Annotated in this window: 15 protein-coding genes; 9 read left to right on the top strand and 6 right to left on the bottom strand. The window is 54.5% G+C overall.

Going from position 1 to position 21,497, the window contains the following annotated elements; all coding sequences use genetic code 11:
• Positions 1–14: 14 nt before the first annotated feature.
• Positions 15–878 carry a manganese catalase family protein gene (locus FH603_RS23815; protein WP_186740927.1) on the top strand — a complete coding sequence of 288 codons (864 nt, stop codon included), beginning with the start codon at positions 15–17 and terminating at the stop codon, positions 876–878.
• A 165-nt stretch (positions 879–1,043) separates the two neighbouring features.
• On the opposite strand, the gene FH603_RS23810 is transcribed toward FH603_RS23815, so the two are convergent.
• From FH603_RS23810 to FH603_RS23795, 4 genes are all read right to left on the bottom strand, one after another.
• Positions 1,044–1,892 carry a response regulator transcription factor gene (locus FH603_RS23810; protein ID WP_186740924.1) on the bottom strand — a complete coding sequence of 283 codons (849 nt, stop codon included), beginning with the start codon at positions 1,890–1,892 and terminating at the stop codon, positions 1,044–1,046.
• 153 nt (positions 1,893–2,045) lie between these two features.
• Positions 2,046–2,582: a hypothetical protein gene (locus FH603_RS23805; protein ID WP_186740922.1), complete on the bottom strand. Its 537-nt coding sequence runs from the start codon at positions 2,580–2,582 to the stop codon at positions 2,046–2,048.
• An 11-nt stretch (positions 2,583–2,593) separates the two neighbouring features.
• A complete protein-coding gene (locus FH603_RS23800; protein ID WP_186740920.1) occupies positions 2,594–3,748 on the bottom strand; it encodes a zinc-dependent alcohol dehydrogenase in 1,155 nt (384 codons plus the stop codon).
• A 122-nt stretch (positions 3,749–3,870) separates the two neighbouring features.
• Positions 3,871–5,055 carry an MFS transporter gene (locus tag FH603_RS23795; protein ID WP_186740919.1) on the bottom strand — a complete coding sequence of 395 codons (1,185 nt, stop codon included), beginning with the start codon at positions 5,053–5,055 and terminating at the stop codon, positions 3,871–3,873.
• A gap of 210 nt (positions 5,056–5,265) precedes the next feature.
• Between FH603_RS23795 and FH603_RS23790 the strand changes: the two genes are divergently transcribed.
• The gene (locus FH603_RS23790; protein WP_186740916.1) at positions 5,266–5,874 is read left to right on the top strand and encodes an NAD(P)H-dependent oxidoreductase; all 609 of its coding nucleotides are present in this window, start codon (positions 5,266–5,268) and stop codon (positions 5,872–5,874) included.
• Positions 5,875–5,900: 26 nt separating this feature from the next.
• Entirely contained in the window at positions 5,901–7,784 is a 1,884-nt protein-coding gene (locus FH603_RS23785) for a monovalent cation:proton antiporter-2 (CPA2) family protein (protein ID WP_186740914.1), read from the top strand.
• Positions 7,785–7,867: 83 nt separating this feature from the next.
• Here the strand turns inward: FH603_RS23785 and FH603_RS23780 are convergent, their stop codons facing one another.
• Positions 7,868–9,103: a PQQ-dependent sugar dehydrogenase gene (locus FH603_RS23780; RefSeq protein ID WP_186740912.1), complete on the bottom strand. Its 1,236-nt coding sequence runs from the start codon at positions 9,101–9,103 to the stop codon at positions 7,868–7,870.
• Between the two features lie 599 nt (positions 9,104–9,702).
• Between FH603_RS23780 and FH603_RS23775 the strand changes: the two genes are divergently transcribed.
• The 4 genes from FH603_RS23775 to FH603_RS23760 all read left to right on the top strand — a co-directional run bounded on the left by FH603_RS23775 (position 9,703) and on the right by FH603_RS23760 (position 15,562).
• A complete protein-coding gene (locus tag FH603_RS23775) occupies positions 9,703–10,938 on the top strand; it encodes an ROK family transcriptional regulator (RefSeq protein WP_186740910.1) in 1,236 nt (411 codons plus the stop codon).
• Positions 10,939–10,945: 7 nt separating this feature from the next.
• Positions 10,946–11,455: a thioredoxin domain-containing protein gene (locus tag FH603_RS23770; protein ID WP_235985502.1), complete on the top strand. Its 510-nt coding sequence runs from the start codon at positions 10,946–10,948 to the stop codon at positions 11,453–11,455.
• A gap of 66 nt (positions 11,456–11,521) precedes the next feature.
• Positions 11,522–12,952, top strand: a complete 1,431-nt coding sequence (locus tag FH603_RS23765; protein WP_186740908.1) for an alpha-L-fucosidase — start codon at positions 11,522–11,524, stop codon at positions 12,950–12,952.
• A gap of 327 nt (positions 12,953–13,279) precedes the next feature.
• Positions 13,280–15,562 carry a GH92 family glycosyl hydrolase gene (locus tag FH603_RS23760; RefSeq protein ID WP_186740906.1) on the top strand — a complete coding sequence of 761 codons (2,283 nt, stop codon included), beginning with the start codon at positions 13,280–13,282 and terminating at the stop codon, positions 15,560–15,562.
• A gap of 123 nt (positions 15,563–15,685) precedes the next feature.
• Here the strand turns inward: FH603_RS23760 and FH603_RS23755 are convergent, their stop codons facing one another.
• Positions 15,686–16,174, bottom strand: coding sequence for a DinB family protein (locus tag FH603_RS23755; protein ID WP_186740904.1), 489 nt, complete (start codon positions 16,172–16,174; stop codon positions 15,686–15,688).
• Between the two features lie 194 nt (positions 16,175–16,368).
• Between FH603_RS23755 and FH603_RS23750 the strand changes: the two genes are divergently transcribed.
• A complete protein-coding gene (locus tag FH603_RS23750; RefSeq protein WP_186740902.1) occupies positions 16,369–17,334 on the top strand; it encodes an NAD(P)H-quinone oxidoreductase in 966 nt (321 codons plus the stop codon).
• An 812-nt stretch (positions 17,335–18,146) separates the two neighbouring features.
• Complete coding sequence (locus tag FH603_RS23745; RefSeq protein WP_244968027.1) at positions 18,147–21,392, top strand: SusC/RagA family TonB-linked outer membrane protein; 3,246 nt, start codon at positions 18,147–18,149, stop codon at positions 21,390–21,392.
• Positions 21,393–21,497: the final 105 nt, after the last annotated feature.

Raw genomic sequence — 21,497 nt, 5'->3', positions numbered from 1 at the left:
CCCTATATATACGTATGTTCTATCACGATAAAAAACTCCAGTATAAAGTGCGGGTCGATAAGCCAGATCCACAGTTTGCCCGGGCTCTTCAGCAAGCCATCGGCGGCATAGAAGGTGAGATCCGCGTATGTTTACAGTACTTGTTTCAGGCATGGAATTCGCGTGGTCCGGTACGCTACCGGGACATGCTTCTCGATACCGGAACCGAAGAAATAGCCCATATCGAAATGCTGGCAACGGCTGTATGTCTCAATCTGGAGGGCTCCTCGAGCAGTGTCATCGAAACTATTGTCGGAAATGACCCACTCATGGAGAAGATCGTCGGCGGTGGTGATCCCCGTCATTTCCTGTCAGGGGGCCTTGGTGCCCTGGCTTCCGATGCCAATGGTGTTCCCTTCAATGGCTCCTGGATCGTTAGTTCGGGCAATATTGCTGCCGACATGTTTTCCAATGTAACCGCCGAGGCTACGGGGCGTACCCTGGCCGCTCGCTTGTATGAGCTGACCGACGATGCTGGTATGAAAGATATGCTGGCTTTTCTGATTGCCCGTGACACCATGCACCAGCAGCAGTGGCTGGCTGTACTGGAAGAACTGGGACACGGCAATATGCTGGGTGTGCTGCCGATTCCGAACAGCTTTCCACAAAGCAAGGAGCATCAGGAATTCAGCTATACCTTCGTAAATACCAATATCGACCCCGATGAGCCATCGGTTGGTACGAATCGACGGTGGACAAGTGGGCCATCCTACGATGGACGCAGCGAATTCCGGGAAGCCAAAGCCCAGCCTTACGGCGATGAGCCCATGCTGGCCCCACCGAAACCCGAAGGCTATGCTCAGACCGAACAGATTGAGAAAGCAGGTAAGAAGAATTAATATTCGCAATAAGCCAGAAATGAATACCCCGGCCACCACCTAAAGACGGTGGCCGGGGTATTCATTTCTGGCTTATAAAAAGACTGGGTTATAGTCTGTGCCAACAGGCTAAGGGAACGGCGTTGCTCTACTGGAAAATTACTGAAGAGTGAGGTAACGGCCCACCTAGGCGGGCTTGCCTGGTCCGGGTTGTGGAGGAAGCTGCACGACCGTGAGCCAGTACCGACACAGTTGTTCAATGATGCGCGTATAAGCAGCAGGCTCCTGAGAAACCACCACCACCGAGTTAGCATCCAGCGTGTAAGCCTGCATGGTATTGTCGCCGGGAGCAGCGAGCCAAACGACGGGGATGGCCCGCAGACGTGGATGGCTTTTCAGGGCCCGTAAAGTCAGCATGCGGTCGGTGCGGTTGGTGCGGGCATCGAGAATGATGAGGGCGGGCTGTTCTTCCAGCGCACTCATTAGTAAAGAAGAAGCCAGTTCAGCGCCAAAGTCGAGCCGATGCAGCAGGCACGGCAGTCCCAGTGAGTCGATGCATTCGCGGGTCAGCAGCAGCGCATCGCCCTGCATGACGGCAATCACCAATAGCGGAGGGGCCACATAGGGCGCATGTTGAGTAGGTATTCCCGTATCCGAAGGGTGCAACGCGGCCAGAGGGGCGGTGCCGGGGTGGTTATTCGTCGGCGGGCTGGGTTGAGGCATGCTGGTTTCCAGCAACTGGACAACATCGTTCCAGCGTCGGCGGGCAACGGGCAGCTCGGTACCGTCGTGCATCCGTATCGTGCCCGGCATTTTAGCGCGCGCCGGCCGGTGAATACTCTGTACGCAGGCAGGGTTGATCAGGGCCGTTTTATGAACCCGAACGAAGGCAGGAAGCCGTTCCTCGAAATAAGTAATGGGTTTGGCAAGCAGTCGCCGTTCGCCATTTCGAAACTGGAGCCAGGTATAGTTGTTGGCCCCGGCGAAGTAGGCAAAGAGGGCAGGATGTTCGAGCAGCTGGCTGATGAATTGCACGGCGTGAAAAGTTAGCGTTTGAAGGCTAACGAAGCCTGGCTTTAAGTGTTTAAGGCAGGCTCCGGTCCAGCGGTCGGATGTACAACCAAAAACCCTGGATATCCCGGGGCGGGGTATCCAGGGTTCGGATGAAGTAACTACGTTATTGCCGACTTAGCGATGGCGTAGTTTTTTTGACAAAAGGGCCAGACGACCGGACTTTTTGGTAGAATTTTTCCGGTACAGCAGCGCAACGATAGCCGTTGTTACAGCAGCCCCGATCAACACTTTCTGGGTCAGGCCTTTGGGATTGTGTTTCCACTCGGCCTTCCAGCCTTTCTCGGCAAAAATATTGGGTATATGACCACGGCTGAGGTCATCGATGATCCCTTCGACAACATTGACCCGGTCGGCCAGCAGTAAGGGCAGCCAGTGACCATACTCTGACTCACTGGAGCGGAAGGCGTACCGGCGGATGGCACCGCTCAATCCCGATGGGGGCGACGATGTGCCGAAGACCGCAGTCAGGTTGGGCCGCTCGTTGGATTTGAGAATTTCTACGGTGGTCGGTTGCTGAGCCGGGCGATCATAGTTCAGCCGCTGGTGGTCATCACCGGTGTAGTTTTTCATGGGGTAGGTGGGTTCATTCTGCGGATCGGCATCCACTCCCCAGCCAATAATATGCGCGTATTCGTTCGGTGTCGTCTCCATGAGTATTCTGTTTATTTTCTGGCTGAAGGTGGAATAAGAACAGGCTTGATGCAGTTATCGCGTTTGGCCGAAAAGATATGGTAGGCGTCAGAAACTTCTTCCAGCGGTACCCGGTGTGTGATAATGCCCTTGGGGTTCAGCCTCCCGGCCTGAATATGGTCAATTAAACGGGGTAGCAACCGCTTTACCGATGCCTGGTTGGCACGGATGGTAATGCCTTTGTTGACGACGTTGCCAATGGGTACCAGGTTGTCGGTGGGGCCATATACGCCAACGATCGATACGATACCACCTTTTTTTACCGAATTGATCGCCCAGTGCAAGGCTGTTGCCGACCCCGCCTGAAGCATAAGTTTACGACCGGTAATGGTTTGCAAGGCACTACCGGCGGCATCTCCGCCCACGGCATCGATGCAGACATCAGCGCCAAACCAGTCGGTTGTTTTCTTGATAAACAAAACGGGGTCCTCCATCGACCGGAAGTTATACGCTTCACACTGGGCGTAGTTGCGGACGAAGTCGAGCCGGTATTCCAGGTGGTCGATGACAATGACACGGCCGGCACCAAAAAGCCAGGCGCATTTAGCCGCCAGAATACCAACCGGTCCGGCACCGAACACAACGACGGTATCTCCTTTTTTTATCCCGCCCATCTCAGCCGCCTGATAGCCCGTTGGAACTACGTCGGTCAGGAGGACCGCGTCGTCATGGTCCATCCAGTCCGGAATAACGGTTGGCCCAACATCGGCATAAGGTACGCGAACGAATTCGGCCTGTCCGCCATCGTATCCACCAGCGGTATGGGAGTAACCAAATATACCGCCAACGGCCGTCGCTTGCGGGTTCGACTCATGACAGTTACCAAAGAGCCCCTGTTTACAAAACGTACAGTTGCCACAGGCTACATTAAAAGGAACGATGACGTTATCACCCACTTTCAGTTTTTCAACAGAGGAACCGATTTCTTCGACCACCCCGATAAACTCGTGACCGAAGGTCATACCTACCCGGGTGTCGGGTACAAGGCCGTGGTAGAGGTGTAGATCGGACCCGCAGATACAGGAGCGGGTTACGCGTACGATGGCGTCACTTGGGTGGAGTAGTTCAGGGTAGGGCTTGTGGTCGGCGCGGACCCGGAAAGGTCCCCTATAATTCATGGCTAGCATAAGCACATCTCGGTTTAATGCGTTCTAATACCAGCCAGAACTCTAGTTCTGCTTCAATGTTTCGCAGAGTGAGGGTAAGGGCCTAGTCCCATTCCTGTAGGGATTACCCGTAGCCAGCACTACTATCCATCGCTGCGCGCTGCCCGGCGCAGGGCCAGAATTCCTACCAGTGGTCCGGGAAGGAGACTATAAAACAGCCAGCCCGAAATGCCCGTCCGGGCGACCAGCCAGCCCATAAACTGAATGGATACCACCGTCAGTAAAAAGCCGAAACAGGTTACGAGGGTCAGAATACTACCCCGATCCTCCAGCGGAGCATGCCTGGCTACGAGGGTCGAAAACTGGGGGGAGTCGCCAGCGGCCGTAGCCCCCCAGATCACCAGAAAAAGGCCGAAGACAAGCGGTGGCGACCGGATGAGCAGGGGTGTAAGCAGAATACACAAACCGGATGTGGTCAGCAAATACCGGGCTACCCGGGTGCTGCCGATTCGGGAGGACCAGTAGCCCCCCCCGACGCAGCCCAGGGCTCCGGCCGCAATGGCACCAAACGCCCATAGCGGATCGGTAAGACCCCCGACCGGATGTTGCTGCCGGACATAAGTGATCAGGAGTGGCAGAAAGGCCCACAGGGTGTATAGCTCCCACATATGCCCGAAATAGCCAAGCATCGCCGGCCGGAAGGGGGAGGGTTTCCATAAGGTTACCAGCGCCTGAACGCGAAACCTACGGGCGCGGGGGGGTGGATCGGTGGCAGGTACCAGCGCCGTGAGTAAAACGCCCCCGCCAACAGCCAGCAGGCTAACCAGCAGCAGGAGTGTCCGATACGGAAGCTGACCGCCTATGCCCCGGACGAAGTGCGGGAAAGCGGTGCCCAGCACCAGCGCGCCCACCAGAAAACCCATCACCTGACCCAACCCGGTCTTGAACCGGTCGGCTGCGATCTTCATCCCGACAGGATACACACCGGCCAGAAAGAAGCCGGTGAGAAACCGGCTGACCAAAACGGATTCTGCCTTGACGGGAAAAAACAGCCAGCTTATGTTTGCGATAGCCGCCAGCAAAACAGACACGAAGAAGATATAGGTAGACCGAAACCGATCGGGAATACCGAGTATGGCGTACAGGAGCGTACCGGTGATGAAGCCTATCTGAACGGCTGAAGTGATCCAGCTGGTGAGTTCAGGAGCCCGTAGTAAGGGTTGCAGTTCGGGCAGAATGGCATTGCCCACAAACCAGAGGGACGTACCGGCAAACTGGGCAAAAACAATAACCGGCAGGGAATAGCCGGTTCGGGAACGGATGGACATACCCAAAGGTAAAGATTTGATCGTGTCTGGTGGGCATTCGGGCGTAGAGGTGCTTTGTCATGACGCTCCTAGTCCTGCGTTTAACGCCCTTGTAACGACTAAATTAAGTAGTTTAGACCTCGATTAGCGGGAAGGCAACGCGTTTGCCGGAATTATTTCTGTGTGTAACACATTCAACCAGCGTAGTCCTCTCGGATAAAAGACAATCGAATGGCAAAGGTTTTAATTCAGTTTGCGCACCCGATTTTAAGCAAATCGAGGGTGCATAAAGCGCTCATACAGTCCTGCGCCAATCTAAACGATGTAACGATCAATGACCTCTACGAGCGTTACCCCGACATGTACATCGATGTCGATCGGGAGCAGGCCTTACTCCGGGCACATGATATCATTGTTTTCCAGCACCCTTTTTACTGGTACAGCAGCCCGGCCATTATCAAGCAGTGGTTCGATCTAGTGCTGGAACATAACTGGGCATATGGTTCCAAAGGCAACGCGCTGGTTGGCAAGAAGATGTTCAATGTTATTTCGTGTGGGGGTAGCCGGGAAGCGTATGGCCCCACGGGTACCAATCGCTACCCGATCAACCAGTTTCTGCTTCCCTTCGAGCAAACGGCCCGGCTGTGTAAAATGACCTACCTGCCGCCCTTCGTCATCCACGCTACCCACCGCCTTACGCCCGATCAGTTGATCGATTACGGTACCCAGTTCAGAACACTGCTGGCTGCGCTGGCAGCCGAACGGATCGATTTCCAGCATGTCGAGCCCCTCGACTATATGAATGACCTGGTGGCATCGCTGGCCAACCAGCCGGTCTAGTTTTTTACTCCGTTATACGACTCATCATGCAGGAATCTTTTTTCTTTCAGGCCATGGTTTACCTGGCCGCAGCCGTCATTATGGTACCGGTTGCCAAGCGGCTGGGACTGGGCTCCGTGTTAGGCTATTTGCTGGCCGGCGTTCTGATCGGACCCGCCTGCCTTAAATTTATTGGCCAGGAAGGGACCGACATTATGCATTTTGCCGAATTCGGCGTGGTCATGATGCTGTTTGTCATTGGCCTTGAGCTGGAGCCGTCACGCCTGTGGCGACTCCGTAAAACCATCCTGGGCATGGGAGGGATGCAGATCGGTATTACCACGGTGGTGGTAGCCGGGCTGGCGCTGCTCTTCGGGATCGACTGGAAACAGGCCCTGGTGCTGGGTATGATCATATCGATGTCGTCGACAGCCATCGTCCTACAGTCGCTCAACGAGAAAGGCCTGATGCAAACAGCGGCCGGACAGTCTTCTTTTGCGGTGCTGCTGTTTCAGGATATTGCCGTAATTCCCATGCTGGCGCTGTTTCCACTGCTGGCCAGCGCTACGCCCGTCAGTCAGGCGGGGGCACATGCCAGCGTAACGCCTATCGAATCGTTGCCGGTCTGGCTACAGCCGATTGCCGTGCTGGGCTCGGTGGCTGCCATTATCCTTACCGGTCGGTATCTTACACCCCACCTGTTCCGGATCGTGGCCAAAACCAACATGCGGGAGCTTTTCACGGCTACGGCGCTGTTGCTGGTGGTGGGTATTGCGGTGCTGATGACAACGGTGGGGCTGAGCCCGGCCCTGGGCACGTTTCTGGGGGGTGTCGTGCTGGCCAACAGCGAGTACCGTCACGAGTTGGAAAGCGATATTGATCCGTTCAAAGGGCTGCTGCTGGGTCTGTTTTTCATGGCCGTAGGCGCTTCCATCGATTTTCAGCTGATTCTCGCCAATCCGGCGTTGATATTCGGTCTCGTCCTTGGCCTGATGGCATGCAAACTGATTGTGCTGCTCATTATTGGTAAGACCTTCAAGCTATCGACAGATCAAAACCTGATCTTTGGTTTCGGGTTGTGTCAGATAGGCGAGTTTGCCTTTGTCCTCTTCAGTTTTACGGCGCAGGAGGGCGTACTGGATAAACAACTGACCGATGTCATGACCGCCGTTGTCGCCATTACGATGGCGCTTACACCCCTGGCGATGCTGCTGAACGAAAAGTTGCTGCTGACCCGGCTCGGCGTGGTCAATAAAGACGAAAGAGAAAGCGATATCGTAGCCGAAGAAAATCCGGTCATCATCGCGGGATATGGTCACTTTGGTAATACGGTCGGTCGGTTTTTGCAGGCCAATAACGTAGGAACCACGGTTCTGGACGTGGACAGCGATAATGTCGACTGGCTCCGGCGGATGGGGTTCAACGTATATTACGGCGATGCCAGTCGCCACGATCTGCTGGAAATTGCCGGGGCCGGCAAAGCCAAGATCATTGTAATCGCCATCAGTGACGAGCAAAAACGACTTGAACTGGTCGAAACGGTTAAAAAGCATTTTCCTGACCTGCATATCCTTGTCCGGTCAACGAACCGCTACGATGCCTACGATCTGATGAACGCCGGGATGCTGCACATCTACCGCGAAACCCTCGATACGAGCCTGCGGGTGGGAGTCGATGCACTGACGCTGCTGGGATACCGGGCGCACGAAGCGACGCGGGCGGCCAAAACATTCTTCGTCCATGATGAGCGAACCCTGAAACGGTTATCCGCCATCCGCAATGAAGACGAATACGTCAGTGCGGCCCGCGAAACGATGGAAGAACTCGAACGCGTCATTCAGGCCGACCGCAGTTCGCCCGACTTGCGCATTGACGAGGGATGGGACGAAAATAGTCTGATTCAGGATGCCCAGTCGGCAACCCGGACCTGACGGATCTATGTTCAAAAAAACGGGAAGCCCCTCTGTCGACTACTAACCGACAGAGGGGCTTCCCGTTTTTTACGAAACCTGACTTACTGCGTACGGCTTACGCGGTAAATGACGCCGTTGTTGTCATCCGTAAAGAGAAGTGACCCGTCGGGCATGGTGGCGATACCTACCGGGCGACCAAACTGGGCCTGGTTATCATCGACGAGGAACCCGGTTACGAAATTGTCGATACGGGCAGGTTTCCCGCCTTCGAAATGCACCCGCACCACGTTGTATCCTGACGGTTTCGTGCGGTTCCACGATCCCCGCATCGTTACGAATGCATCATTCTGGTACTCGGCCGGAAAGCCGCCTGCTGCTCCGGTAGCGCTGCTGTAGAACACCATACCCAGCGGGGCAGCATGCGCGTCGTAAGACAGGCTGGGAAGGGTCGTTTTTGCCAGTATCTGCGCGTAGGTCGTATCGCCCATCGGCCGGGGGTGGGGGTTGTAATTACCATCACCGTAGATATAGGGCCATCCGTAAAAAGCGCCCTGTTTGATCACATTCAGTTCTTCTTTCTGCTGTTCATCACCGAGCCAGTCGATGCCGTGATCGAAGCCGTACAGTTCCTTCGTTTCGGGGTGCCAGCCAAAACCGATGGTGTTGCGAAGGCCACTGGCAAAGATAATCCGTCCTGTACCGTCCGGGTTGGCCCGGAGCATGGTGGCATGTTCGGGGTTGGGTTCGGCGCAGGCGTTGCAGGTACTTCCCACCGTAATGTACATCAGGCCATCAGGTCCGAAAGCCAGCGTACGGTTGGGATGCTGTCCGGCATCGGGCAAATTTGTGATGAGTGCCTGAGGCTGGCCAAGCGTCCCGTCGGCATTGATGTCGGCTCTGTACACCTCTTTGATCGAGGCCAGATACATTTTGCCTGCATAGATCGTAATGCCATGCACACTCTTGATCGTGGCCACGACCTGACTCTGGTCGGATTTTCCATCGCTATTCGTATCGCGCAACAGCGTTACGGTTCCGGCCTCCCGGCTTGTCACATACACATTACCCGACTGACTGACGGCCAGCATCCGGGGCTTGCCGAGCTGGTCAGCGTATTTGGCAATAGCAAAACCAGCGGGTACCCGAAGCTGGGCAACGCGCTGATCGGTTGCTGCTACCAGCGCGGGCTCAAATACATTGCCTTCGATCTGGGAAGAGGTTGGCTGTTGGTTGGTTTCGGGAATCTGAGGATCGACTACATCATCCTTGTCGCAGGCCGTTAGAAAAGCCAGCAACGCCAGGCTCGCTAAGACCGCTGGTCGAAATACGTTTTTCATGTGTTTTGATTGGGTAAACGTTGAGCGTTTGTGTCACCTTTTGGCTGGTTCTTTGGTCGAACCAACTGTTTACCAGCAAGCCAGTCAGCAACAGTATTGGGAACTTCCCCGGGCTAGGCTTGTTGCGAACGCTTCTAAGGAAAAATGGATCATCTTGTCGTAACCTGCTGCCAACCTGTGAGTTAGTGAATGAATGTGTTACTACAGCGAGCAGCGGCTGTTTAAAAAAATAGCGAACGGCTCCCCGGAGGACCGTTCGCTCACTGATATACCTGTGGTTATCAATTCATTAAATTCGTTCGTTATCAGTTTCAGCCGGTGATGACAAGATACAGCAAATGGATCGGGCGGCATTTCAGGATTGATCAGATGCGGTATTCTTACGAGCGATTAAGGCCGAATGGATACTGAACCGATAATCATTTGGCAAAGCCGTTAAAATGGCATAAAATAATTAGGTCTTTTTTGAATAATTCTGTTTTTTTAGGGAATCGCCCTTAAGTTTGTAAAAAATTTTAAAAAGAGCGCTGTGACCTTTTGGTCAACTTTTTTAGTAAAATGTGTATACCACCGGCTTGTATGAAAAAGATCTAGTACGTATGCTCCCTACACCCTCATCAGAAGACGACCTGCTTTTGACAAAGCAGTCGGTTGTCGATTACAAGAAGAACCAGAAAGCGCGGGCCATTCTGGGGCACCTGTACCAGCAAGGCTCCCGTACACTGGCACAACTGGCTGAAACGCTGCATACCAGTATCCCTTCTATCACGGGTCTGGTTGAAGAGCTTCTTGAACAGGGATGGGTCAATGCCGTGGGTACAGCCTCCGGTAATAACGGCCGTCGGCCGGTGCTCTTTAGCCTCAACGCAGGTGAACATTACGTGCTGATCCTCGACAGCACTACCCATGATACCCGCCTGATGATTGTCAACCCACGGCGGGAAGTTATTTTTCAGCGCGTAGTAGATACCCATCTGGAAAACAGCGCTCAGTTCCTGACGTTTCTGGCCACGTTCGTTACCGAGTCGCTGGCCGAATCAGGCTTATCACACGATCAGATTATGGCCGTTGGTTTAACCCTGCCAGGCCTCATCGATACCCGCCGGGGCGTCAACCTGACGTATCCCAATCTGAATTTGACCGACCAGCCATTTACCGACTGGCTGGAGCAGCAGGTGGGCTGGCCCGTATTTCTCATCAACGATACGAAAGCAACGGCCCTGGGCGAAAACCGGTTTGGGGGCGGTCAGGGTAAAAATCACGTCCTGTCCATTAACATCGACTGGGGGCTTGGTTTAGGTATCATCATCAACGGAGAGGTCTTTCAGGGGGCTTCCGGTTTTGCGGGTGAGCTGGGACATATTCAGGTAGACCCCAACGGTGAATTATGTCATTGCGGGAAGGTAGGCTGTCTCGATACGATAACCTCCGCTTCGTCGCTGGTCCGCCATATGCAGCGGGCCGTTGAGGCTGGTCAGCAGACCCGACTCGCTGCCTTTCGGCACGATCTGAATCAGATCAACATCACCCATATCATTGAAGCAGCCCACGAAGGGGATTCCTTCGCGATCGATCTGCTCCACGAAACGGGCTACCAGCTGGGCAAGGGGCTGTCTATTGCGGTCAACCTGTTCAATCCGGAAGTCATCATCATCGACGGGGTACTGGCCCAGGGATCGATGTTTATCACCAACCCGATCAGGCAGGCCATCAACAAACATTGTCTGAGTGGATTCCGGCGGGATCTCATTGTAGAGGTGACCAAGCTGGATGGAGCCGCCAAATGGTTGGGAACGCATGCGTATGTAATGGAGAAAGTGCTGGCTTCTTATTAAACCTGTCATGAACGCCCGGTTTGTTTCCTGTCTTATCCTGATGGGTGGATTGCTGGGACTACTGGCAATGCGCCCTCAACCCTCCCTGCGGGTGCTTATTTTTCTGGAGACCGAGTGTCCCATCTCCCAGAAGACCACCAGCCGTTTTCAGGCGCTGGCTGATACGTATGCGGATCGAGTGATGTTCGAAGCGATTTATCCTACCGAAACAGTTACGGTCGGGGAGGTCGAAGCGTTCGAGAAAGCCTACTCCTTTCGGGTGCCCCGTCGCCTGGACCCACGCCATCGGCTGGTGAAGCGCTATAAAGCGACCACCACACCTGAGGTTATTTTGCTGGATGCCAGAGACCGGATTTTGTACCGGGGTAGTGTGGATGATCAGTTTTACAAACTGGGAAAATACCGGCCATCTCCCACGGTGCAGTACCTGCGTGATGCGCTGGAAGCCACCCTACACGGCCAGCCTGTGCCCGTGGCCCGGGTAACGCCCGTAGGCTGCCTGATCAATTACCAGTGATAGTCAACCCATCCGGTGGGCTGATGTCTGTGCATTACTGTTTGCTTTATTCCGTTAGCTGTTGTTATGAAATCTACCTACCTCACCTTATTCACCGCTCTGCTACTTTCGTTGCCCGGCTACAGCCAGCAGCATGCCGAGCAAAACCATACCAAGTACGTTTGGCCTACCGATGCGCTGGTCAAACAAAAGCTCGACCAGTGGCAGTCGGTGAAATTTGGATTGCTCATGCACTGGGGCACCTACAGCGAACGGGGTATTGTAGAGTCCTGGTCGCTCTGCCCCGAAGACGAGGGCTGGTGTGAACGAAAAGGCCCAACTGCCGACAACTGGTATGAGTACAAGAAGGGGTATGAAGCGTTGCAGACAACCTTCAATCCCGTAAAATTCAATCCCGACCGCTGGGCCGATGCCGCTCAGAAGGCGGGAATGAAATACGTTATCTTCACCACCAAGCACCATGACGGGTTCTGTATGTTCGACACCCGGGAAACCGATTACAAGATTACCAGTTCGAAAACACCGTTCTCCACAAACCCGCGCAGCAACGTTACCAAAGAGATCCTTCAGGCTTTCCGGGGGCAGAACTTCATGGTAGGCACCTACTTTTCGAAACCCGACTGGCATAACGAACACTACTGGAAACCGTACTTCCCGCCCAAAGACCGGAATGTGAACTACGATCCAAAGAAGTACCCCGCCGAGTGGACGAAGTTCAAAGATTTCACCTACAACCAGATTCAGGAGCTGATGACGGACTACGGCAAAGTCGACATTCTCTGGCTGGATGGCGGCTGGGTTCGTCCGTTCAGCACGATCGATTCAACCATCAGCTGGCAGCGAACGATTCCCTTCAATCAGGACATCGATATGGCGCGCATTGCCGGTATGGCGCGCCAGAAACAACCGGGTCTGCTGGTCGTTGACCGCACGGTAACGGGGGAGTTCGAAAATTACGTAACGCCCGAACAACAGATCCCGGACCACTACATGCCTATTCCCTGGGAAACCTGCCTGACCATGGGCGACAGCTGGTCGTATATCCCCAAAGAAAACTTCAAATCGGCCCGTAAGCTGGTCCAGACGCTGGTCGATGTGGTGGCGAAGAACGGCAATATGCTGCTGAACATAGCGCCCGGTCCGGATGGGGAATGGCACGAAGAAGCCTACCAGCGGCTGGCTCAGATTGGTAGCTGGCTTCAGGTGAACGGTGAATCCATCTACGGGACCAAGCCACTGGCTCCTTACCGGCAGAATAAGTGGGCGTTCACCCGTAATGGCAACGTCACCTATGCGTCGTATCTCCCCGCCGAATCGGAAACGCAGTTGCCCGCGCAGGTTACGCTGCCCCTTATGCCCACCAAAACGCTGACGCTGCTGGGAAGCAAACAGCCGCTAAAGTGGCAAAAATCAGGGGCTACAATGACCGTCACCGTCCCCGACAAAGTTCGGCAGCAACTGGCTGGCCAACCTGCCTGGGTATTTAAGCTAAGCTAGTTATGCGGGTTTTCTGTTCATTCTGGCCACAGCAACTGCTGCTGGTGTCTCTGGTCACGCCCGGACAGAAAGCGCTGCCCAGCCCGTGAGGAACCCCGGAGCCAACCCCTAACCCCCTCGCGGCACGGGGGCCGTCTCCACCACCAAGTTAATGTCGAAAACCAATGGACCCTACCCGAATTGGTCCAATTGCCAGACACCGGATGAAAAGCAGGACCTACCTCTTCCGGGTGCTGACGGGAAAACGACTGCTGCTCTTTTCCCGGTCGACAATGCCTCATTAACCGTTGGCCACTAAGGCTGACGGTATCTCAACAACTTACCGATATGCGTTTCTTTTCTGCCCGCTTATTTCGTCAACGTACCGTTCTGTTTCAGGTGGTTGCCCTGTTGCTGCCTGCCATTGCCACGGTTGCTCAGGTTCGCCCGCCCGTTCAGCTAACCCGCTACGTCGATCCTTTCATCGGCACTGGCTTTCATGGACACGTTTTCATGGGAGCCAACGTACCCTTCGGTGCCGTTCAGCTGGGCCCCACGCAGATGTCGCAGGGCTGGGACTGGTGTTCGGGTTACCATTATTCCGATTCGCTCATCGTCGGCTTCGCGCACACGCACCTGAACGGCACGGGCATCGGCGATCTGGGCGATGTGCTGCTGATGCCAACTACAGGCCCTGTCAAACTCAGCCGGGGAACCAGTAAAGACAGCCGGAGCGGGTATGCTTCCCGGTTCGCCCATACGGACGAAATCGCCCGGCCGGGCTACTATGCCGTAAAGCTGCAACGGTACAATATCGACGTGGCGCTAACGGCAACCGAGCGGGTGGGTCTGCATCAATATACCTACCCCAAAGCCAGTGATGCCCATATTGTCATCGACCTGGGCGAGGGCGTGGGAGACAGACCCACGGAAACCTACCTGGAAAAAAGCAACGACTCAACACTGGTGGGGTACCGGTTCTCGAAGGGATGGGCACCCGACCAGCGTCTGTATTTTGCCATCGTCTTTGCGAAACCAATTCAAAAGCTGGATGTCTACTCCGATCAAACCCCGATTTCGGGCCTGTCGGCCAAAGGGGTTCGGGTGAAGGGCGTAGTGAGTTTTGCCACGCAGGCCAATGAAAAAGTCCTGGTGAAAGTAGGCATTTCGCCGGTAAGTAGTGCCAACGCCCTGGCTAACATCCGGGCGGAACTGCCCCACTGGAACTTCCCCCGCGTAACGGCCGACGCCGATGCCGCCTGGAACCGGGAGTTAGGGAAGGTCGTCGTGAAGACGAAAGACCAGAACCGGCTCAAAATCTTTTACACGGCTTTGTTCCACACGCAGGTTGCGCCCTCGCTATTCAACGACCACAACGGCGATTACCGCGGCACCGACAAAAAGGTGTATACCAAAGCCCCTTTTGCCAACATGACCACGTTCTCGCTTTGGGATACCTATCGGGCTGCCAACCCCTTGTTTACCATCACCCAGCCCCGGCGCGTTGGCGACATGGTGAATTCGATGCTGGCTATTTTTGATCAGCAGGGGAAATTGCCCGTATGGCATCTGGTTGGTAATGAGACCAATACCATGCCCGGCAACAGCGCCATGCCCGTTGTTGCCGATGCCTGTTTGAAGGGTATTCCCGGCGTCGACATCAATCGGACATTCGAAGCAATGAAGAAGAGCGCTATGCTCGACGAGCGGGGGCTGAAATTCGTCAAAACGCTCGGCTATATACCCGCCGATAGTATGGTGGAGAGTGTGGCCCGCGGACTAGAATACGCCATCGACGACTGGGCCATTGCGCAGGTGGCCCGGAAACTGGGCAGATCCGACGACTATGCTTACTTCAGCAAGCGGGCCAAAGCCTATCAGTCGTACTTCGATCCTCAGACCCGGTTCATGCGGGGGCGGGTATCGGACAGCGAACGGCGAACTCCCTTCAGCCCGCTGGTTTCGCGGCACATGAAAGATGATTTCGCCGAGGGTAATGCCTGGCAGTACACCTGGCTGGTGCCGCAGGATGTAGACGGGCTTATTGCTCTTTTCAAGGGCGAAAAAGCCTTTACGCAAAAGCTTGATTCCCTGTTTGTGATCAAGGGCGACATGGGCAGCGAAGCCTCCAGCGATATTACGGGCCTGATTGGTCAGTATGCCCACGGCAACGAACCGAGCCATCATATTACGTACCTGTATGGCTACGTGGGCCAGCCCTGGAAAACGGCCGACCATGTTCGCTACATTCTTGATAGTCTGTACACCACCCGCCCTGATGGGTTGAGCGGCAACGAAGATGTCGGCCAGATGTCGGCCTGGTATGTGTTGTCGTCGCTGGGATTCTATCCGGTCAACCCGGCCAATGGAGCGTATGTCTTTGGCAGTCCCGTTTTCGACGAGGCTACCCTTCGGCTTGAAAATGGCAAATCATTCCGGTTGAAAACGGTGAATAACAGCGCTGCTAATCGCTATATCCAGCGCGTGACCCTGAACGGGAAGCCCTATTTGCCCGCGTACCTGCTACACCAGACGATTCTTGACGGGGGGGAACTCCTCATCGAAATGGGAAAGGCACCCAGCCCTACCTGGGGTGTTCGTCCAGCCGACCGGCCCCGGTCGGTCTATTGATGCATGCATACACAACCTGATTGATTCTCCCTGAAATACGTCATTCTCCAACTCGTTGTACTAATGCTGACCGTCTTCCATTAGTAACACAGGCTATCAACGATTCCGCGTTGATGGCCTGTGTTATTTCCAGGCATCGAGCAAGCGCCGTATAATGATGATCTCGCCAACGTGATAGGCGTTATGGTCGGCAATGAGCAGGGCCTCCCGAAGCAGGTTCTGCCCGTCACCATGCGCGAAAGGCGTATACAGGTCCTGGTCCCGGTCGTTGAGCAGGGCCACAAATGCGTCGCGGTCCTGACGAATCTGGTCCACTGCCTGCTGCCAGGAAGCCTCATCGGCGGGGGCTGCGTCCGGCGACCAGTATCCCGCTGGCCATGGTGGCGACTGGTAGGAGGGGTCGCGCGTGAATTCGAGAATATCCGATTGGGCAATCCGGATATGATCGACAAGCTGCCAGATGCTGTAGGGCAGTTTGTCTTGTTTCACGCCCCGCAGCCCGGCGGGCAAATCATGGATGGCTTCATCGAAGGACTGGTGGGCGTTACTGTCGGTTAGTAACGCAACAAGTTGCTCTCGCAACGTAGTATCAGGGGCAGAGGGTTGGCTCATGGCTGCTGGACAAAGGGTGCTAGCTTAACTACCATTTTCCCGGCAATCTGTTCGAACAGGGGTTGTGTTCTGATGGGATGAGGTGCTATCATAGTCGCCAACCCCAGGCCACTGAAAACCGGTGAAACGTGTGGTCAGGCAGGAAACTCCGTCAAACCCGACTGACAAAAGTCTCTATTTGTGGTTGTAGGTCTATGAAAGCGATTATCATAACCCGCCCCGGCGACGAATCTGTTCTGGAGTTACAGGATCGGCCAACCCCAACTCCGCTGACTGGACAAGTGCTGATTCAGGTGCGGGCTGCCGGTGTCAACCGAAGCGATATTCACCAGCGTCAGGGCGGCTACGGAACCGATCCGGCAGGTCAGATTCCAGGCCTGGAAGTGGCGGGTACCGTGGTAGAATGTGGTGCTGACGTCAGCCGTTGGCAGATTGGTGATGCGGTATGTGCGCTGATCAATGGTGGCGGCTACGCCGAGTATGTGGCTGTCGATGCCCGGCACTGCTTGCCCGTTCCTGCCAGTCTGTCCTTCGTGGAAGCGGCTTCCCTGCCCGAAACGGTGCTTACTGTCTGGTCGACGGTCTTTCAATGGGGTCAGCTGTCGGCGGGCCAGAATTTTCTGGTTCACGGGGGCAGCAGCGGGATTGGCGTAACGGCCATTCAACTGACTAAGGCCTTGGGAGCCAGGGCCTATGCGACGGCGGGTAGTGACGAAAAATGTGCCGCCTGCGAGCAACTGGGCGCTGTCCAATGCATTAACTACAAAACCGAGGATTTTGAAAAAGTACTGGCTGACGTAGGTATACATGTCATCCTGGATATGGTTGGGGGCGACTATACCAACAAAAACCTCCGCTTGCTGGCAACCGACGGACGGCTTATGTTTATCAACGCCATGCAGGGAGCCGATAGCCCATTTCATATTCCAACGCTCATGCAGAAGCGGATAACGGTAAGTGGCAGCATGCTTAAGCCACGTGATGCTGACTTTAAAGCCGCCCTGACTGCAGAGGTCGAAGAGCAGGTCTGGCCGCTCGTGGCAACTGGCCAATTGAAACCGGTCGTTTACCAGACGCTTCCGTTAGTTGAAGCGGCTCAGGCCCAGACCTTGATGGCAGCCGGAAACCACATTGGTAAGCTCATGCTTCGTCTTGACTGACGTATAGCCAGAACCTGTTCAGAATTATCACGTTGGCCCGTGTTTCATTCAGCCAGGGTGTCGGTTGTAGCCTGGACGGCTACGTCCGGGAGTGAACTGGGAATACGCTTACCCGTACGTTAGTGCCGGAGTTGTATGTGATACACCCGCAACGGGAGTGAACTGGGAATACGCTTACCCACCCGGACGTGGCCGTCCAGGCTACAACCGACACCCTCCTGCCAGTAATTCTCAACAGGTTCCCAGCTATCTACCAGAAGTGAAATTAAAAACAGATTAAATGCAATAAACACTTTTATATAATTTTGATATTGTTATAAATACTTAGATTTAATTTTAATATTTCTATTATTTATTGAATAAAATTAGTAACTATTGATAATTGCCAAAATTATATTTGGAAAAGCTTGTTCCTCTCTGTTGGGACTATTAGTTTTGACATAGAGCAACAACAAACGCTAACCCACATAGCGTTCGCTTTTTAAATGTTCACATCTGGCCGCACTCGACGTGAACCGGTAGACAGTAGTCGCCATCTATAACCATTTTCCTGTACGGCGGTAACGGCCGCCTGTTCGTTTGTATATGCCAACCCGCCTTGTCGTCTCCTCCCGGGAGAAGCGCAGGTAAGCCGGCACGCAGCAGACGCACGTCCTGATTCACGATAGCCTGATCTGGTTTGGTCAGGGCTATGCATGCTTTATTTTCTCTTTCATCTGATTATCGACACCAACCAATTTGGGTTGGGCGGAGGGTCTATGCCCGGTCTGAACAGCAGTCTATTACAAAATGAATTCAATCAACCCCCTACAATGATGAGAAAAGACTACTTGCTCGTGCTGTTTTTATTTATGATCGGCTCCTCAGGGTATGTGCTGGCCCAGGGCCGGACCGTCAAGGGCCGAATTACGTCGTCGGAAGACGGTTTGGCTATACCGGGCGTCAACGTAGCCATAAAGGGCACATCCATCGGCGCATCGTCGAATGCTAGTGGTGATTACACGCTGTCGATTCCCGCCGAAAATGCCTCCGGAACACTGGTGTTCTCCTTCATTGGTATGAAATCTACCGAGGTAGCCATTGGTAATCAAAGCACCATTTCGGTGGCGCTCGTTCCGGGAGAGACGGCATTGGCTGAAGTGGTCGTGAGTGCGCTGGGGTTCAAGGAAAATGCCGATAAGCTCGGGTCTACGGCCTCGAAGATCGATTCGAAAGACATTGTTCGTTCCGGCGAAACGGGCCTCATCAACAGTATGTCGGGTAAAGCGGCCGGGGTGCAGGTTACGCGCTCATCCGGCGATCCGGGAGCAGGCTCCTACATTCAGATCCGTGGGCAGAATACCATTACCGGCTCTACCCAGCCGCTGGTCATCGTCGACGGCATTCCCGTCAGTAACTCGACCCTGGGCGACGGTGTGGCGGGCGTTTCGCAACAGTCCCGTCTCAACGACATCAACCCCAACGACATTGCCACCATGCAGGTACTGAAAGGCGCATCGGCTGCCGCCTTATGGGGGTCGAGAGCCGCCAACGGAGTTATTGTTATTACGACGAAAAAGGGGTCCAACAGCAATAAGGTCAACGTATCGCTCAGCTCGACGGTTTCGTTCGACCGGGCCAACCGCCTTCACCCCATGCAGAGCACCTACGGGCAGGGGTCCGGTGGGGTTTTTAGTTCAACGGGCTCGTTCACCTGGGGCGACCGCATTGCCGACCGGTCGGGGGCAGCCGACGACGTGAACATGACCGGGCAACGCTTCGAAGCCGATAACGGCCAGATTTTTTACCCGATCATCAAGAAGAACTCGAAAGAAACGTTCAACGATATTCGCCGGGATCAGGTGTTCAGGACTGGAACCTATATCGATAACAACGTCAATATGAGCGGTGGGAATGAGAAAGGAAATTTCTACCTGAGCATCGGTGATCTACGTCAGCAGGGTATTCTGAACGGACAGAGCGATTACAAACGGACAACCGTCCGGTTCAATACCGAACGGCGCTTCAATGACATACTCAAGGCAACGACCAACGCTACCTACGCCCGCACGACATCGAACCGCGTGCAACGGAGTAACAGCGTAGCGGGCCTGTATATCGGTATGCTTCGGACACCGCCCGATTACGACAACCGGGGTTACAAAGGAAACTATTATGCCTCGCCGACGGCCAGCCCGATTCCGAACCGCCAGCGCTCTTTCCGGAACTACCTGGGCGCGTCGCCGAACCCTGTTTATAACGATCCGTTATGGGCAATCAACGAAATGGTCAACACCACCGAGGTTGATCGGTTTATCCTGAGTTCAGAAATTATGCTGACGCCCGTCAAGTGGTTCGATCTGACCGCCCGGGGTGGTCTGGATAGCTACACCGACCTGCGCGATACCGACTCGCCGGTGTCGTCGGCTGTCAACAGCGGGCTGGGCTTCTTCGAGCAGCAGATGCTGAAAGAAACGGAGATGAATCTGGATGTGATCGGTCGGGTTTTCAAGGATATCGGCAAAGACATCACTACCTCGCTGATCGTGGGCTTCAACGTCAACGACCGGAAATATTATAACCTGGGTGGTACGCTCAATACGTTTATCATCCCCGATGCACCGGCTAACTTCTCGAACGGACTGGCCTCCAACCGGATTCCGTACAACCAATCGACCCACCGCCGGACGGCCCGTCTGTACTCGTCGCTGAACCTCGGGTTTCTCGACCAGGTGTTCCTGAACTTTTCGCTGGCGGGTGAGGCCGGTTCTACCTTCGGGAGCCAGTCGCAGTCATTGTTTTATTACCCTTCAGCCGATGTGGCCTGGCAGTTTACCAAGTCGCCCCTGCTGTCGGGAAATAAAATTATCTCATTCGGCAAGGTGCGGGCCTCTTACGGTACCGTCGGGGTTCAGCCCGATGCCTACCGGAACACGACCACTTTTGTGAACGCATCGTTCGGCAGCTGGGGCGGGCCGGTTAGCGGCACCGGCTACGGAAATGGAGCGTTCGTCAGCAGCAACCGGCAGGGCGATCCCAACCTGCGTCCTGAACGGAAGACCGAGTGGGAACTGGGTACCGATCTGCGGTTCATGAACGACCGCCTGTCGGTGGGATTCACCTACTACCAGAACAAGATTGTCGACCTGCTGCTTGATGTTGCCACGGCGGGTTCTACGGGATTTACCCAGAAATATACCAACGCGGGGAGTATGCAGAACAAAGGGCTCGAACTGGACCTTAACTATAACATCCTGAGCCGGAACACCTTCCGCTGGAACGTTATGGCCAACCTGAGCCGGAACGTCAATAAAGTCCTCAACCTGGCCGGAACGGATAACATAACCCTTGGTGGGTTTAGCAGTACCGCCAGTACCGTCGCCAAAGTGGGATACGCCATGTCGTCCCTCTACGGGGGTGTTTATCAGCGGAATGAAACAGGCGCTATGGTACTCAACGCCAATGGTTTTCCGCAGATTGCCCCGTCGTTCGGTGTTCTGGGCAACCCCAATCCGGACTGGCGTGGTGGTTTTGGCACTAATCTGTCCTACAAAGGTGTCTCCATGAATGTGCTCTTCGAAACCTCGCAGGGGGGTGATTTCTACAATGGTACCCGGGGGGTGATGTACCACTTCGGTACGCACAGCGATGTGGGAAATGACGTAACCCTGACGCAGGACCTGAAAAACTATGCCGGGAAGGTAATTGCTGCTGGCAGTACGGTACGGGGTAAGGTTCAGGATTTCGGTGCCGGTCCGGTCCTGCTCGACGAAACCTATTATACATCAATCGGGGGCGGCTTCAGCACATTGGTTGAGCAGTTTATCACCGATGGCAGCTGGACCCGCCTGCGGGAAGTTTCGTTTGGTTACTCCCTGAACTCGCCCAAATTCCGGCAGCGGACAAAACTCCAGTCGGTCGATTTTACCGTCACCGGCCGGAACCCGGTGCTGTGGACCAAGGTCGTGGGCATCGACCCGGAAACCGGTTTGAACGGAACGGGTAACTCACGGGGACAGGATTACTTCAACAGTCCCAACACCAAGTCGCTGCTGTTCAGTGTAAAAATAAATTACTAGTACTTGTCCAATTTAATTATTAGAATAATCTGATTTATTCATAGGATTGACCTGCTCATACCATCGTTTGAGTTTATCTTCAGCCGTAGCCACCGTGAAACTCCA

Origin of the sequence: Spirosoma utsteinense (assembly GCF_014282275.1) — a bacterium.
Lineage (GTDB): Bacteria > Bacteroidota > Bacteroidia > Cytophagales > Spirosomataceae > Spirosoma > Spirosoma utsteinense.
The sequence above is the reverse complement of the archived record's forward strand: the minus strand, read 5'-3'. Positions and strand labels throughout refer to the sequence as shown.